We start from the raw sequence: 16,717 nt of genomic DNA, 5'->3' as shown, positions 1-16,717 counted from the left end.
GTGCTCAGTCGAGCTGGAGCTCGGGGGAGTACAGGTCGAACCAGTGGTAGAGGTCCAGCGCCCGGTCGATCCCGGAGCGCTGGGCCGAGGACATCGTGGCCGGGTCCACTTCGGACACCCGGTGCAGCCAGTCACGGTCGACCAGTTCGAACACCGGGTTGTCCCGTTCGGTCAAGGCCTCCTTGGCCTGCTGCTGCAACGCGGCCGCGTAGCCGGGGTCCTGAGTGGACGGATACGGGCTCTTGACCCTGTCCCGCACCGACGTCGGCAGCACGTGTTCGGTCGCGTGCCGCAGCAGGCTCTTTTCCCTGCCGTCGAACGTCTTCAGCGACCACGGCGTGTTGTACACGTACTCGACGAGGCGGTGATCGCAGAACGGCACGCGCACCTCGAGCCCGACGGCCATCGACGCCCGGTCCTTGCGGTCCAGCAGCATCCGCACGAACCGGGTCAGGTGCAGGTTGCAGATCGTGCGCATCTTGCGGTCCTGCTCGCTCTCGCCGTCGAGGTGCTCGACCTGGGCGACGGCGGTGCTGTACTGGTCGGCGATGTAGCCGGGCAGGTCCAGTTTCTCCTGGACCTCGCCGCGCAGGAGGGTGCCCCGCTCGCTGGTGAGCCCCATCCGGAAGGCGAGCCAGGGGAACGTCCCCGAGTTCACCGCGGCTTCGTCGTGGAACCAGCGGTACCCGCCGAAGACCTCGTCGGCGGACTCACCCGACAGCGCCACCGTCGACTCGGCGCGGATCGCCTTGAACAGCAGGTACAGCGAGGTGTCCATATCCCCGAGCCCGGCCGGGATGTCCCGTGCGGCCAGCACCTTGCGGCGGACCTCGGGGTCGCTGAGCTCGGCCGGGTTCAGCACGACGTCCTTGTGGTCGGAGCCGACCAGCCTCGCGACATCGCGGATGTACGGCGAGTCCGGGGTGTCGCGGACCTCGTCCGGCTGGAAGTTCTCTTCCTGGCCCTGGAAGTCGACGGAGAACGTGCGCAGCCGCTCGCCCTGTTCGGCCAGGCGCGCGGCGGCGAGACCGGTGACGGCGCTGGAATCGAGGCCGCCGGACAGCAGGACGCAGCGGGGCACGTCGGCGATGAGCTGGCGGTGCACGATGTCGGTCATCAGCTCGCGCACCCGCTCGACCGTGGTCTCCTGGTCGTCCGTGTGCTGCTTCGCGTCGAGCTTCCAGTACGTCCGCGTGCGGATCCCGGAGCGGTCGACGGTGACGATCGTGCCCGGTCCGACCTCGTGCATGCCCTTCCACAGCGACCAGCCGGGGGTCTTGGTCATGGACATCAACTCGCGCAGGCCGTCGGTGTCGACCACCTTGCGCGCCAAGGGGTTCGCGAGGATCGCCTTCGGTTCGGAGCCGAAGAGGACGCCGTCCGGGGTCGGGTAGTAGTAGAACGGCTTGATGCCCATGCGGTCGCGGATCATCACGAGCTTCTCGTCGCGTTCGTCCCAGATCGCGAAGGCGTACATGCCGTTGAGGTGATCGACGACCTCGTCGCCCCACTCCAGGTAGCCGTGGAGCACGACCTCGGTGTCGCTGTCGGTCTCGAATTTGTGGCCCCGCTGGGAAAGTTCGGCTCGCAGCTCGGTGAAGTTGTACGCCTCACCGCTGTAGACCATGGCCGCCAGGCCTGCCTCGGCCATCGGCTGCCTGCCGCCAGGCAGGTCGATGATCGCGAGACGGCGGTGGCCCAGCGCCACCTTGGGCCGGATCCAGGTACCCGAGTCGTCAGGACCGCGGCACGCCATGGTCGCGGTCATCGCGTCGACAATTTCCCGGCGCTGCGTGAGATCCGTGTCGAAGGAGACCCACCCTGCGATTCCGCACATCGCTACCTCCTGGTGATTAGTTAGCACATACAACTACCTGTAACACTGGTGTAACACGCTTAGGCGGGCTTGTCTGCCCGAATTGCACGCTCCGTCCGCAGTACGTCACGGTCTGTGGGCCACGTCACCGGGCGTCAAGAAGTCGTAAAGGCACCCGATCGGGGCATCAAGAGGCCGTCAGGCAGCGGCCGCGTCGGTCTGTACCAGGCGCAGTGTTGCGGGGTCCTGGTCACCGATGGGGTGACCTGTCCTGAGAGGTGCCTAGTGGCCGACTTGCTCTACGCCGTGCTCCTGATCGGCGTATTCGTGGTTCTCGCCCTGACCCTTCGCGGTCTGGAAAAGCTGTGACCGGCACGGGAACCGTGGCCAACGTCGTCGGCGGACTGCTGGCGCTGGGGCTGATCGTCTATTTGTTCATCGCACTGGTCAGGCCGGAGAAATTCTGATGTCAGACACGATGGCCGGCCTCTTGCAGGCCGGCCTCCTCCTCGTCGCGCTCGCGGTGGTCTACCGGCCACTCGGCGACTACATGGCGCGCGTCTTCTCTGTTTCCTCTTCGGAGAAGCACACCAAGGCCGAACGCGGCCTGTACCGCCTGTTCCGGGTGAACCCCGGATCGGAACAGCACTGGAAGACCTACGCGTCCGCCGTGATCGGCTTCTCGTTCGTCTCCGTCGTCTTCCTGTACCTGCTTCAGCGGCTCCAGGCGATCCTGCCGTGGAGCCTGGGCAAGGAACCGGTCTCGCCGGCGGTCGCCTTCAACACCGCCGTCAGCTTCGTGACCAACACGAACTGGCAGTCCTACAGCCCCGAAGCGACCATGGGTCACTTCGTGCAGATGGCCGGCCTGACCGTGCAGAATTTCCTGTCCGCCGCCGTCGGCCTTTCGGTCGCCATCGCGGTCGTCCGCGGCTTCGTCCGCTCGAAGACCGACCGCCTCGGCAACTTCTGGGTGGACCTGACGCGCGGCACGATCCGGATCCTGCTGCCGATCGCGTTCGTGGCGGCGATCGTGCTGATCGCGCTCGGCGTCGTCCAGAGTCTCAAGAGCGGCGTCGACGTCCTCAACCCGGACGGCAGCACGAGCAAGATCGCGCTCGCGCCCGCCGCGAGCCAGGAAGCCATCAAGGAACTCGGCACCAACGGCGGCGGCATCTTCAACGCCAACTCTTCGCATCCGTTCGAGAACCCGAACGCCTGGACCAACCTGATCGAGATCTTCCTGATCCTGGTCATCCCCGTCTCGCTCACCCGGACGTTCGGCAAGCTCGTCGGCAACACGCGCCAGGGTTACGTCCTGCTTTCGGTGATGGCCGGGCTGTTCACCGCGATGCTCACGGTGACCTGGCTGTCCGAGGCCAACGCGAGCGGGCCTGCGTCGCTGGCCGCCGGGGCGAACCTGGAGGGCAAGGAACAGCGGTTCGGCATCGGCCTGAGTTCGCTGTTCGCCAACGCCACCACCGGCACGTCGACCGGCGCGGTCAACAGCATGCACGACAGCTACAGCGGACTCGGCGGCGGCGGAGCGCTGCTCAACATGCTGCTGGGCGAGATCTCGCCGGGCGGGGTGGGCACCGGTCTCTACGGCATCCTCGTGATGGCCGTGATCGCGATGTTCCTCGCCGGGCTGATGGTCGGCCGGACGCCGGAGTACCTGGGGAAGAAGCTCGGCAAACGCGAGGTCACCTGCGCGGCCGTCTCGATGCTGGCGATGCCGACCGTGGTGCTGCTCGGCTCCGGTGTCGCGCTCATGCTGGCCGACACCCCGGCCGCCATGACCAACTCGGGCGCGCACGGCCTCTCTGAAGTCCTCTACGCCTACGCCTCGGCGGGCAACAACAACGGCAGCGCGTTCGGCGGGCTCACCGTGACGAACGACTGGTTCCAGTCCTCGTTGTCGGTGGCGATGCTGCTCGGCCGGTTCATCCCGATCCTCGCCGTGCTGTGCCTGGCCGGATCCCTTGCCTCGCAACGGAAGGTCCCGGAGACCGCCGGCACGCTGCCCACCACCGGACCGCTTTTCGGCACGATGCTCGCGGGCACGATCGTGCTCGTCGCGGCCCTCACCTTCATCCCGGCGCTCGCGCTCGGGCCCATCGCAGAGGCACTCGCATGACCGTCACAGAAGAACGCACTCCCGAAGAAACGACCCAGCACCACGTGGAGAACACGGGCCGGGTCGGTGCGGGGATCTTCAGCCCACGACAGCTGCTGACCTCGCTCCCGGAAGCGCTGCGCAAGCTCAATCCGAAGCACCAGCTGGCCAACCCGGTCATGTTCGTGGTGTGGATCGGCTCGGCGCTGACCACGGTCTTCGCGATCACCGACCCGAGCGTGTTCACCATCCTCATCACGATCTGGCTGTGGTTCACCGTCCTGTTCGCGAACCTCGCCGAGGCCGTCGCGGAGGGCCGGGGCAAGGCGCAGGCGGAAACCCTGCGTCGCAGCAAGAAGGAGACGGTCGCCCGCCGCCTCACCGAGGACGGCGACGAGGAGACCGTGCCGGGTGCCGACCTGCGCGTCGGTGATCTCGTGGTCGTCGAGGCCGGGCAGGTCATCCCGGGTGACGGCGACGTCGTCGAGGGCATCGCGACCGTCGACGAATCGGCCATCACCGGCGAGTCGGCCCCGGTCATCCGCGAATCGGGCGGCGACCGGTGCGCGGTCACCGGCGGCACCACGGTGCTTTCGGACCGCGTCGTCGTGAAGATCACCACCAAACCCGGCGAGTCCTTTGTGGACCGCATGATCGCCTTGGTGGAAGGCGCTTCCCGGCAGAAGACGCCGAACGAGATCGCGCTGACGATCCTGCTCTCGACGCTGACGATCATCTTCCTGCTCGCCGTCGTGGCGTTGCAGCCGATGGCGGGCTATTCCGGCAGCCAGCAGTCCGTGATCGTGCTGACCGCGTTGCTGGTCTGCCTGATCCCGACGACGATCGGCGCGCTGCTGTCCGCGATCGGTATCGCCGGGATGGACCGGCTGGTGCAGCGCAATGTCCTCGCGACGAGCGGTCGCGCGGTGGAAGCCGCCGGCGACGTCTCGACGCTGCTGCTGGACAAGACGGGCACGATCACCTTCGGCAACCGCAAGGCCACCGAACTGATCCCGGTCGGACAGTCCACCATGGACGACATCGCCAAGGCCGCCCGGCTCTCGAGCCTCGCCGACGGCACGCCCGAAGGCCGCAGCATCGTCGAACTCGTCGCGAGGGAACACGGGCTCGCGGAGACCGCGTCCGACGGTGAGAAACGCGCGGACTTCGTCGAGTTCACCGCGCAGACCCGGATGAGCGGCATCGACATCGGCGAACGTCAGGTCCGCAAGGGCGCCACCGCGGCCGTGCGCGAGTGGGTCCGCGAACGCGGCGGCGACATGCCGGACGAGACCGAACGCGTCGTCGACGAGATCAGCGGGCAGGGTGGCACGCCGCTCGTGGTCGCGGAGTACGACGGTGCGAAAGCGTTCGTGCGCGGCGTGATCCGGCTGTCCGATGTGGTCAAACCCGGGATGAAGGAGCGGTTCGTCCAGCTCCGCGCGATGGGGATCAAGACCGTCATGATCACCGGCGACAACCCGCTGACCGCCAAGGCCATCGCGCGGGACGCGGGCGTCGACGACTACCTCGCCGAGGCCAAACCCGAAGACAAGATGGCGCTGATCAAGAAGGAGCAGGAGGGCGGGCGGCTGGTCGCGATGACCGGCGACGGCACCAACGACGCCCCGGCGCTCGCGCAATCGGACGTCGGTGTCGCGATGAACACCGGGACCTCCGCCGCCAAGGAGGCGGGGAACATGGTGGACCTCGACTCCGACCCGACGAAGCTGATCGAGATCGTCGAGATCGGCAAGCAGCTGCTGATCACGCGTGGCGCGCTGACCACGTTCAGCGTCGCCAACGACCTCGCGAAGTACTTCGCCATCCTGCCCGCGATGTTCACCGGCATCTTCGCCCAGCTCGGCGCGCTCAACGTCATGCAGCTGGCGACGCCGAAGTCGGCGATCCTGTCGGCGGTCATCTTCAACGCCCTGATCATCGTCGGGCTGATCCCGCTCGCCCTGCGCGGCGTCCGGTACAAACCGTCCTCGGCGTCGGCGCTGCTGCGCCGGAACCTGCTGGTCTACGGCCTCGGCGGCATCGTCAGCCCGTTCATCGGGATCTGGCTGATCGACCTGCTCGTCCGTCTCATCCCTGGAATCGGGTGACCCATGAACGCACTGTTGAAACAGACCCTCGCCGGGCTGCGTGTCCTGCTCGTCTTCACGGTCCTGCTGGGTGTGATCTACCCCCTGGGTGTTTGGGCGGTCTCCCGGATCCCCGGCCTCGAAGGCAACGCGGAAGGCTCGATCGTCACCCAGGACGGGCAGGCCGTCGGGTCCTCGCTGATCGGCATCGACCCGGTCGCGGCCGACCCGGCCAAGGATCCGTGGTTCCACAACCGCCCGTCCGCGGGCTCGAAGGACGCCCTCGGCCCCGGCGACCCGTCGTCGTCCGGCGCGTCGAACAAGGGCCCGTACAACGAGGACCTGGTCGCCGCGATCGGTGAGCGCAAGAAGCTCATCGCCGCCCGCGAGGGTGTCCAGGAGTCTCAGGTGCCCGCCGACGCGGTGACGGCGTCGAGCTCCGGGATGGATCCGGCGATCAGCGTCGCCTACGCCGACCTCCAGATCCCGCGAGTGGCCAGGAACACGGGCCTGTCCGAGGAGAAGGTCCGGCAGCTCGTGGCCGACAACACGAGCGGCGCCGGGATCGGTGTGCCGGGCGTCGCTGTGCTGAAGGTCAACTTGGCCGTGCGCGACGCGGCCGGAGGAGCACACTGACAGACGTGGACGAGAACACGACCAAGCCGCGCCGGGGTGAGCTGAGGATCTACCTCGGCGCGGCCCCGGGCGTCGGCAAGACCTACGCGATGCTCGGCGAGGCGCGACGCCGCCTCGACCGGGGCACCGACGTGGTCATCGGCCTGGTCGAGACGCACGGGCGGAAGAAGACCGCGGAGCTCGTCGACGGGCTCGAGACGGTGCCGCGCCGCCGGTCCGCGCACCGGGACCACGAGTTCGAGGAGATGGACCTCGACGCGCTGCTCGCCCGCGCCCCCGAGGTCGCCGTGGTCGACGAACTCGCGCACACCAACGTGCCGGGATCGCGCAACGAAAAGCGCTGGCAGGACATCGACGAACTGCTCGCCGCCGGGATCGACGTGCTCTCCACGGTCAACGTGCAGCATCTGCAGAGCCTCAACGACGTCGTCGAGCGGATCACCGGCGTCACCCAGCAGGAGACGGTGCCCGACGAGGTCGTGCGGCGGGCCGAGCAGCTGGAGCTGGTCGACATCACGCCCGAGGCACTGCGCAGGCGGCTGGCGCACGGCAACGTCTACCCGGCCGAGCGGATCGACGCGGCGCTGGGCAACTACTTCCGGCCCGGCAACCTCACCGCGCTGCGGGAGCTCGCGTTGCTGTGGGTCGCCGACCAGGTCGACGTGGCGTTGCAGCGGTACCGGGCCGAGCAGAAGATCACCGACACGTGGGAAGCACGCGAACGGGTGGTCGTGTCCATCACCGGCGGCCCGGAAAGCGAGACGCTGATCCGCCGCGCGAGCCGCATCGCGAACCGCGCGGGCGCCGAACTGCAGGTACTGCACATCCTGCGCGGCGACGGGCTCGCCGGGATGGGGCCGACGGCGGTCGGCAAGTACCGGAAGCTGGCCGAAGAGGTCGGCGCGACCTTCCACACCGTCGTCGGCGACGACGTGCCGACGGCTCTGCTCGACTTCGCGCGCGGGGTGAACGCGACCCAGCTGGTGGTCGGGACCTCGCGGCGGTCACGCGTGGCGCGGTTGTTCGACGAAGGCATCGGCGCGGCCGTGGTCCAGCGGTCCGGTCCGATCGACGTCCACATGGTCACGCACGACGAAGCGGGCGGGCGGCTGCGCGCCCGCTTCAACCGGAGCCCGCTCGCGCCTTCGCGGCGGCTGACCGGCTGGGTGCTTTCGCTGGTGCTGCCCGCGCTGGCCACGCTGCTCGGTGTCCTGCTGAGGGATCAGCTCGACTTCTCCACCGACGTGATCGACTACGTCCTCGCGACGGTGCTGGTCGCGCTCGCGGGTGGGCTCGGGCCCGCGCTGCTCGCGGCGGTGTTCTCGGCCGGGCTGCTGAACTTCTTCTTCACCCCGCCGCTGTACAACCTGACCGTCCACGAGCCGCGGAACGTGATCACGCTGGTCGCGATGGTGCTGGTGGCGGTCCTCGTCGCGGCGGTCGTCGACACCGCCGCCCGGCGCGCGACGCAGGCCGCGCGGGCGCGGACCGAGGCCGCGCTGCTCGCTTCGTACGCGCGGACGGTGCTCACGCACACCAACCCGATCGAGCGGCTGCTGGAGAAGGTCCGCGAGAACTTCGGCCTGACTTCGGTGTCCCTGCTGGAAAAGCGGGACGGGAAGTGGAAACGGGTGGCGAACGCCGGCACGGATCCCTGCGCCGATCCCGACCAGGCCGACGCCGACATCGCGGTCACCGCCGACGTCCACCTGACCCTGCGGGGCCGCGCGCTGCCCGCGTCGGACCGGGGAGTGCTGGAAGCCGTCGCGGGGCAGGCGTTGCTGGCCCTGCGGCAGCAGCGGACGGCGAAGGCGGCCATCCGCGCCGAACGCAAGGCCGAGGCGACCGAACTGCGCACGGCCCTGCTGTCGGCCGTCGGCCACGACCTCCGTACGCCGCTGACGTCGATCAAGGCGTCCATCGGCAGCCTGCGCGCGACCGACATCTCACTGTCCGAAGAGGACACCGACGAGCTGCTCGAAGCGATCGAGGAATCGGCGGACCGGCTGGCCGGGCTGATCGACAACCTGCTCGACTCGTCGCGGCTGGCGACCGGCGCGGTGCGCCCGCACCTGCGCCCGGTCGGCTACGACGAGGTGGTCTCGCACGCCTTGTCCAATGTGGACAACTCGGATTCGGTCGTGGTCGCGATCGACTCGCGGCTGCCGTCGGTGTGCGCCGATCCCGGCCTGCTGGAACGGGTCGTGGCGAACGTGATCGACAACGCGCTGCGGCACGGGAGGTCGCGCGAGCCGATCTCGGCCCGCGCCAGCACGCATTCGGACCATGTCGAACTGCGCATCGTCGACCACGGGCGCGGGCTCAAGAAAGGCACCGCGGACTCGGCGTTCGCGCCGTTCCAACGGCTTGGGGGAGACCGGGACAGTGTGCCCGGCGTGGGACTGGGGCTGTCGGTCGCCAAGGGGTTCACCGAGGCGATGGGCGGGCGGATCCGGGCGGAGGACACGCCCGGCGGCGGACTCACCGTCGTCATCTCGCTGCCCGCATATGTTGGTCAGGATCCGGAAAAGAGCCTCCTCGCGTTCGACGACGAGGGACTGGAGAACGAAGAGGAGGAGCGAGTGCGATGAGCGCAGACACCGCGTCGGCGACCGTCCTGGTCGTCGACGACGAACCGCAGATCGTGCGAGCCCTGCGGATCAACCTGTCCGCCCGCGGCTACAAGGTGATCACCGCGCACGACGGGACGGCCGCGCTGAAGGCCGTCGCCGAGACGAAACCCGACGTCGTCGTCCTCGACCTCGGCCTGCCCGACCTCGACGGCACCGAGGTGATCGCCGGCCTGCGCGGCTGGACGACCGTGCCGATCATCGTGCTGTCCGCGCGCGGCGACTCGGCCGACAAGGTCGAGGCCCTCGACGCCGGCGCCGACGACTACGTCACCAAACCCTTCGGCATGGACGAACTGCTGGCGCGCCTCCGCGCCGCCGTGCGCCGATCGGCGTCGTCCGGTGTGGACGGTGCGGACGCGGTGGTGGACACGGGATCCTTTTGCATCGACCTGGCGGCGAAGAAGGTGCGCCGGGACGGCAAGGAAGTGCACCTCACCAAGACCGAATGGGGTGTGCTGGAACTGCTGGTGCGCAACCGCGGCCGTCTGGTGGCGCAGAAACAGCTGCTGCACGAGGTGTGGGGACCGACGTACGAGACCGAATCGCACTACCTGCGGGTGTATCTGGCGCAGCTGCGGCGGAAGCTGGAACCGGAACCCTCGCGGCCGCGGCACCTGCTGACGGAACCGGGGATGGGGTACCGCTTCGAAGTGTGAGCTCTTTCGGTCCGGATCGAGTGCCATGAAAGGGTCGTTCAGGACATCCGGCGCACCCGGCCGCCACGAACCCGCGGGACGCCATGAAAGGTCCTTTCCTTGCGAAATTTGCAAGGAAAGGACCTTTCATGGCACGTGGGGAGGGAAGTGCGTTGCGAAAGCCACTTTCGCAACGTTGAAGGTTGCGAAAGTGGCTTTCGCAACCCCCTTACCGCGAGCCTGCTGCCCAGCTCACCGCCGCGAAGTAGTGAAGGCCTCCTTCCCTACCCTCAAGGTAGGCAAGGAGGCCTTCACGGACCAAAGGCTTACTGAGCGCTGCTCGTGGAGGTGTCGGTGGCGCCGGAGGTGCTGGACCGGCCCGGGGTCGACTCGCTGGGGGCGCCGCTGGAGCTGGAGCCGCCACCCGTGGTGGTGGGCGTGGTCTCCGACGGGGGCGTGGTCGTCGGTGTCGGTGTGGGCGTCGTCGTCTTCGTCGGTGTGGGCTTCGGCGTCGTCGACGACGGCGGCAGGACCGTACGCGTCGGCTCACCGCCACCCGGGTCCGGCGGTACGACCGGCGGAGGCGGCGCGACGACGCTCGTCGTCTCCTTGCCGTCCGGGCCGACCGAGGTCACCGTGGTCGGCGGCGCCGTCGAGCTGGAGGGCGCGCCGGGGGTCGGCGAGCCGCTGACGGTCATCGGGCCGCCGGGGACGGCGTTGCCCGGGACCACCTGCACGCCGGCGGGGGCGATGCCCTGTCCGCCGCCGGGGACGCCGGTGCCGCCCGCGGTGGAGGAGACGCCGGGACCCGCGAGTTCGGCGATCGCGGCGAAAGCCGTCGCCACCACGAGGCCGCTGACGCCGAGTACGGCGTAGCCGGCGCGGTTGAGCTTGCCGGTGGCGCCGCGTGGGGGTGCCACGGACACGCGTGCGCTCGAATCAGACCCGTCGGGACGGGGCATGTGCTGGCTCCTCGGATGGGGGACTTCGGGGAGTTCGAGACGGCAGACAAGTATGCCGAGCCGGCTCCGGCTACCCGGGCGAGGTAGCCCAAGTGGGGACCCGGCGCGGAGATTATCACCGCTGCTCAACCGTCTGCGAACCACAGCGAACGTCGTGTTCACCCTCCGCGTTCATCCGCATGGTGCACGATGGGGACCGTGAGTGAAGAAGTAACGCACATCAGGCTGACCGCGTGGGTGCACGGTCGCGTGCAGGGTGTCGGTTTCCGCTGGTGGACCCGTAGTAAGGCGCTTGAGGTGGGGTTGACAGGCAGCGCGGCCAATCTGGCCGACGGGCGTGTCGAGGTGATAGCGGAGGGTGTTCGTGAACACTGTGAGCGGCTTTTGACGGCTTTGCGCTCCGGGGAATCACCCGGAAGTGTGGATCACGTCGTCGAGCGGTGGTCGCCCGCGAAAGGCGGGCTTCGCGGGTTCGTGGAGCGCTGAGGCCCCGCGTCCCACGATCACCGTGAGCACACAGGTAGCCTGGGTCGATTGAAAGACCGGTTCCCGCAGCCAGAGGGGTCAGCACGACGTGCACCTGAAGAGCCTGACGCTCAAGGGCTTCAAGTCCTTCGCCTCGGCGACGACGTTGCGTTTCGAGCCGGGCATCACCTGTGTGGTCGGACCGAACGGCTCCGGCAAGTCGAACGTCCTCGACGCGCTCCGGTGGGTCATGGGCACCCAGGGCGCGAAGGATCTGCGCGGCGGCAAGATGGAGGACGTCATCTTCGCCGGGACCGCCGGTCGTGCCCCGCTCGGGCGCGCCGAGGTCACCCTGACCATCGACAACGCCGACGGCGCGCTGCCCATCGAATACTCCGAGGTGTCGATCACCCGCCGGATGTTCCGCGACGGCGCGAGCGAATACGAGATCAACGGCGACCGCTGCCGCCTGATGGACGTGCAGGAACTGCTGTCGGACTCCGGTATCGGCCGCGAGATGCACGTCATCGTCGGGCAGGGGCAGCTTTCGGCGATCCTCGAATCCAAGCCCGAGGAGCGCCGCGCCTTCATCGAAGAGGCCGCCGGCGTCCTCAAGCACCGCAAGCGCAAGGAACAGACCCTGCGCAAGCTCGCGAACATGCAGGGCAACCTCGACCGCCTCGGCGACCTCACCACCGAACTCCGCCGCCAGCTCAAACCGCTGGGCAAACAGGCCGAGATCGCCCGCAAGGCGCAGTGGGTGCAGTCCGAGCTGCGCGACGCGCGGCTGCGGTTGTTCGCCCACGACCTGGTCTCCCAGCGCGAAGGCATCGCCAAGGAAGAGGCCGACGAGCGTGTCGCCCGTCAGCGGCGCGCCGAGGTCGAGCAGGCGCTGGAGATCGTCGCCGCGGAGGAGGCCGAGCTCGAAGCGTCGCTCGCCGAGGACGCGCCGAAGCTGGCCGCCGCGCAGGAGACCTGGTACAAGCTCTCGGCCTTGACGGAGCGGTTGCGCGGCACCGTGCGGCTCGCATTGGAGCGTCAGCGGCATCTGTCGTCCGACGTGCAGCAGGCGAGCACCGGCCGCGACCCCGAGGAGCTGCTCGCCGAGGCGGAGCAGGTCGCCGAGCGGGAGCAGGAGCTCAACGAGGCCGTCGCCGAGGCCCGCATGCTGCTTTCGGAGACCGTCCAGCGGCGTGAGCAGCTCGAACATCTCGTCCAGGCGGCCGAGCGGGCGCATATGGCCGCGGTCCGGGCGATCGCCGACCGCCGGGAAGGGCTCGCGAAGCTCTCCGGTCAGGTCGAGGCGCTGCGCAGCAAGAACGGCGCCACCTCCGACGAGATCGACCGGCTCACCGTGTCACTCGAAGAGGCCGCCGAGCGGGCGGAGATCGCCGTCGAGGAACTCGAAGAGGCCAAGGCCGCGGGCGGGGTCGAGGAATCCGACGACTCCGACCTCCAGGCCCACCACGACCGCGCGGTGGAGGCCAACAACGCCGCCAAGGCGCGGGTCGAAGAGCTGGTCAAGGCCGAGCGGGCCGCCGAACGCGAGATCGCGTCGGAGAAGGCCCGTGTCGAGGCGCTCTCGATGGGCCTGCGGCGCAAGGACGGCGCCGGCGCGCTGCTCGGCGCGCAGCACGAACTGCCGGGCCTGCTCGGTTCGGTGGCCGCGCTGCTCACCGTCGAAGCGGGCCACGAGGTCGCGCTGGCCGCCGCGCTCGGCCCGGTCGCCGACGCGGTCGCCGTCAACGGCGGCGAAGACGCGCTCGCCGCGCTGAAGTTCTTGAAGGACAACGACTCCGGCCGCGCGGGTATCCTGCTCGGCGGGCTGGAGTCCACTGTGGACACGAGTGCGTGGCCGTCGCTGCCCGAGGGCGCGCGCTGGGCGCGCGAAGTCGTCACGGCGCCGCCCGCGCTGCGCTCGGCCGTCGAGCACGCGCTCGACCGGGTGGCCATTGTGGACGGTCTGGAATCCGCGCGCCGTCTCGTCGAGGTCCATCCCGAGGTCAGCACGGTCACGCCGGAGGGCGACGTTTTCGGGGCCCGCTGGGCGGTCGGCGGTTCGGCGCGCAGCGAGAGCGTCATCGAGGTGCAGGCCGCGGTCGACGAGGCAGGCGATCGGCTGAACGCCGCCGAGCGCGCGCTGGAACGCACCGCCGCGGAACTCGAAGGCGCCCGCGCGGGGCAGGCCGCCCGGCGTGAAGAGGTCGGCAGGGCGAAGGAAGCGCTCGGGGACGCGAAGGTTCGCAAGGCCCGCTCGTCCGAGCGCTTGAACCGGATGGAGCAGGCCGCGCGTGCCGCGCAGGCCGAGATGGATCGGCTGAGCAGCCAGCGCGCCAAGGTCGAGCAGAGCCGCGAAGAGGCGTTGCGGCAACTCGCCGAACTCGAAGAGCGGCTGGCCGCCGTCGCCGAACAGGAAGTCGACGAGGATCCGGACACCGCCGAGCGCGACCAGGCAGCCGAAGACCTCGGCACGGTCCGCCAGGAGGAGATGGAGTCCCGGCTCGCGCTGCGCACCGCCGAGGAGCGCGCGCGGAGCATCCAGGGCAAGGCCGAATCGCTCCGCCGGGCAGCGCATGCCGAGCGGCAGGCACGCGAACGCGCCGAGAAGTCCAGGGCCGCACGGAAACGCGGCGCCGAGATCGCCAACGCGGTGGTCAACGGCGGCGAGATCGCGTTGGAGCGCATCGAGGTCTCCGTGCAGCGCGCCGCCCGCGAACGGGACGAGGCGCAGGCGCAGCGGCAGTCGCGGGAGACCGCGCTGACCCAGGTCCGCAGCAAGGTCCGCGAGCTGACCGGCGAACTGGAGAAGCTCACCGACGCCGTCCACCGCGACGAGGTGCTGCGCGCCGAGCAGCGGTTGCGGCTGGAACAGCTCGAAACCAAGATCGCCGAGGACTTCGGGATCGGCCTCGAGGACCTCGTCACCGAATACGGCCCGGACGTTCCCGTGCCGCCGAGCGCGGGCGAGATGGCCGAGTACGAAGCCGCCAAGGAACGCGGCGAGGACGTCACCCCGCCGCCGCCCATGCCGTTCGACCGCGACACCCAGGCCCGCCGGGCGAAGCGCGCGGAGAAGGACCTGAGCCTGCTGGGCAAGGTCAACCCGCTGGCGCTGGAGGAGTTCGCGGCGCTGGAGGAGCGGTACAAGTTCCTCTCGACCCAGCTCGAAGACCTCAAGGACACCCGCAAGGATCTCGAAGCCGTCATCAAGCAGGTCGACGAGAAGATCCTCGAGGTCTTCGCGTCGGCGTACGAGGACGTCGCGCGCGAGTTCGAGACGGTGTTCAGCGTGCTGTTCCCGGGTGGCGAGGGGCGCATGGTGCTCACACAGCCCAACGACCTGCTGTCCACCGGCGTCGACGTCGAAGCGCGGCCGCCGGGCAAGAAGGTCAAGCGGCTCTCACTGCTCTCCGGTGGCGAGAAGTCGCTCGTCGCCGTCGGCATGCTGGTGGCGATCTTCCGCGCCCGGCCTTCGCCCTTCTACGTCATGGACGAGGTCGAGGCCGCGCTCGACGACACCAACATGCGACGGCTGATCGGGCTGCTCGAGCAGTTGCGGGACTCTTCGCAGCTGATCATCATCACCCACCAGAAGCCGACCATGGAGATCGCGGACGCGCTGTACGGCGTTTCGATGCAGGGCGACGGCATCACGAAGGTGATTTCGCAGCGGCTGCGGACAGCCGAAGACGAGCCGGTTTCCGCTTAGCGCGTGCAATGAAAGGCCCCTTCATTGCAAAATTTGCAATGAAGGGGCCTTTCATGTCGTCCTCGGAGCGGCTAAACCGGCGTCGACTCCTTCACGTCCGGCTCCGCCAGCGGGTCGACGCTCCCGTGCCGCAGCGACAGCAACCCGCCCACCACGAGCGTGATCACCACCCCGCACAGCGTGTACCAGGGCCACGCCAGCGCCACCGTGTTCCCCGAAGACTTGCTGAAGTCGACGCCGATCAGGCTGCCGTCCGGTTTGTTGAACTTGACGCCGAGGATGAGGAACGCCATCACGATCACCGTCGACACGAACGCCACGATCGCGTCGACCTGCCTCGCCCGCTTGAACAGCAGGCCCAGCAGGAACGCGCCGAGCAGCGCGCCGTAGGTGTAGCCGGTGATGCCGAGCGCCTGCACCACGATCGGGTCGGCCGAAGTCTTGTTGGAGGAGGCGAAGAAGCCCGCGCACAGGATCAGCGCGCCCGCCCAGACGATCGTCCAGATCCGGCCGTGCTTCAGCCGGTCGGCTTCCGGCAACTGCCTGCCGATCACCCGTTCGTAGACGTCGGTCACCGTCGAGGATGCCAGCGCGCCGAGCGAAGAACTCAGTGCGGCGGCGAGGATCCCGGCGATCACGAAACCGGACAGGCCGCTCGGCAGGTCGTTCACGATGAAGTTCGCGAACAGTTCGTCCTTGTTGGCCAGCCCGAGGCCTTCCGGCTTCGGCTTCGTCGGGGCCAGGCCGTTGTACAGCGCCCACAGCAGCACGCCGATGAACAGGAACAGCGCGAACTGGATGAACACCACGAAACCGCTGGCGACCAAGGCCTTCCGCGCCGCACGCAGGTCGTTGGTGGACTGGAGGCGCTGCACGATCAGCTGGTCCGAGCCGTGCGAAGCCATCGAGAGCACGGCGCCACCGATCAACGCGGTGAAGAACGCGTACTGCCCGGTGAGCATGTTCGAGGAGAAGTCGAAGATCTGGAACTTGTTGGCGTCGACGGCCTTGTCGAACCAGCCGTCCGGCAGCCTGCTGGAGATCGCCCAGATCACCACGACCGCGCCGAGGACGTACCAGAGCATCTGGATCGCGTCGACCCAGACGACCGCGCGGACCCCGCCGAAGAAGCTGTAGAGCACCATCGCGATGCCGAGGCCGATCACGATGGTCCAGTACGAGACGTTCAGGCCGTAGGCAGCCATCACCACCTTGATCGGGATCGCGGTGGCGAACAGCCGGATGCCGTCGGCCAGCGTGCGGGTGAGCAGGAACGTCACCGACGCGGTGCCCTGCAACCCGCCGCCGAAGCGTTTGCCGAGGAAGGCATAGGCGGTGACCAGGTTGCCCGCCACGTAGCGCGGCAACAGCACCATCGACACCACGATCCGGCCGGCGATGTACCCGATCGCCAGTGCCAGGTAGGTCATCCCGCCGTCGCCGGGGGTGGCGATGTAGGCCACCGTCGGCACGGAGAGCACGGTGAGGGTGGACGTCTCCGCGGAGACCACCGAGAGGCAGGCCACCCACCAGGAGATCTTGCCTTCACCGACGAAGTAGTCGGAGCCGGATTTCTGTTTGCCGCCGATCCAGACGCCCAGCAAGGGCATGCCGACCAGAAAAAGCCCGATGATCGCGAGGTCAAGTGCGCGCAT

The 16,717-nt window shown here is 68.7% G+C and carries 11 protein-coding genes; 9 read left to right on the top strand and 2 right to left on the bottom strand.

Going from position 1 to position 16,717, the window contains the following annotated elements; translation table 11 throughout:
- Positions 1-4 precede the first annotated feature (4 nt).
- Positions 5-1,837, bottom strand: a complete 1,833-nt coding sequence (asnB, locus tag DL991_RS23855) for an asparagine synthase (glutamine-hydrolyzing) (protein ID WP_125786562.1) — start codon at positions 1,835-1,837, stop codon at positions 5-7.
- Between the two features lie 344 nt (positions 1,838-2,181).
- Between asnB and kdpF the strand changes: the two genes are divergently transcribed.
- The 9 genes from kdpF to smc all read left to right on the top strand — a co-directional run bounded on the left by kdpF (position 2,182) and on the right by smc (position 15,062).
- Entirely contained in the window at positions 2,182-2,283 is a 102-nt protein-coding gene (kdpF, locus tag DL991_RS23845) for a K(+)-transporting ATPase subunit F (protein WP_020630647.1), read from the top strand.
- A complete protein-coding gene (gene kdpA / locus DL991_RS23840) occupies positions 2,283-3,953 on the top strand; it encodes a potassium-transporting ATPase subunit KdpA (protein ID WP_125786560.1) in 1,671 nt (556 codons plus the stop codon). The genes kdpF and kdpA overlap by 1 nt, the downstream gene beginning before the upstream one ends.
- Entirely contained in the window at positions 3,950-6,043 is a 2,094-nt protein-coding gene (kdpB, locus tag DL991_RS23835; RefSeq protein ID WP_125786559.1) for a potassium-transporting ATPase subunit KdpB, read from the top strand. The genes kdpA and kdpB overlap by 4 nt, the downstream gene beginning before the upstream one ends.
- 3 nt (positions 6,044-6,046) lie before the next feature.
- Positions 6,047-6,658, top strand: coding sequence for a potassium-transporting ATPase subunit C (locus DL991_RS23830; RefSeq protein WP_125786558.1), 612 nt, complete (start codon positions 6,047-6,049; stop codon positions 6,656-6,658).
- Positions 6,659-6,663: 5 nt separating this feature from the next.
- Positions 6,664-9,249 carry a sensor histidine kinase KdpD gene (locus DL991_RS23825; RefSeq protein ID WP_125786557.1) on the top strand — a complete coding sequence of 862 codons (2,586 nt, stop codon included), beginning with the start codon at positions 6,664-6,666 and terminating at the stop codon, positions 9,247-9,249.
- On the top strand, positions 9,246-9,947 hold the full coding sequence (locus DL991_RS23820) for a response regulator (protein ID WP_125786556.1): 702 nt from the start codon (positions 9,246-9,248) through the stop codon (positions 9,945-9,947). Before DL991_RS23825 ends, DL991_RS23820 begins: the two co-directional genes overlap by 4 nt.
- Before the next feature lie 333 nt (positions 9,948-10,280).
- On the top strand, positions 10,281-10,802 hold the full coding sequence (locus tag DL991_RS23815) for a hypothetical protein (protein WP_125786555.1): 522 nt from the start codon (positions 10,281-10,283) through the stop codon (positions 10,800-10,802).
- A 275-nt stretch (positions 10,803-11,077) separates the two neighbouring features.
- On the top strand, positions 11,078-11,374 hold the full coding sequence (locus DL991_RS23810; RefSeq protein ID WP_199754040.1) for an acylphosphatase: 297 nt from the start codon (positions 11,078-11,080) through the stop codon (positions 11,372-11,374).
- A gap of 88 nt (positions 11,375-11,462) precedes the next feature.
- Positions 11,463-15,062, top strand: coding sequence for a chromosome segregation protein SMC (gene smc / locus DL991_RS23805; protein WP_125786553.1), 3,600 nt, complete (start codon positions 11,463-11,465; stop codon positions 15,060-15,062).
- A 71-nt stretch (positions 15,063-15,133) separates the two neighbouring features.
- Here smc and DL991_RS23800 read toward each other — a convergent pair whose 3' ends face one another.
- The gene (locus DL991_RS23800) at positions 15,134-16,717 is read right to left on the bottom strand and encodes a sodium:solute symporter (RefSeq protein WP_125786552.1); all 1,584 of its coding nucleotides are present in this window, start codon (positions 16,715-16,717) and stop codon (positions 15,134-15,136) included.

It is taken from the genome of Amycolatopsis sp. WAC 01375 (assembly GCF_003947325.1).
In the GTDB taxonomy this organism is placed as follows: Bacteria; Actinomycetota; Actinomycetes; order Mycobacteriales; family Pseudonocardiaceae; genus Amycolatopsis.
Note: the sequence above shows the minus strand (reverse complement) of the source record. Positions and strands in the feature narration are given on the sequence as shown.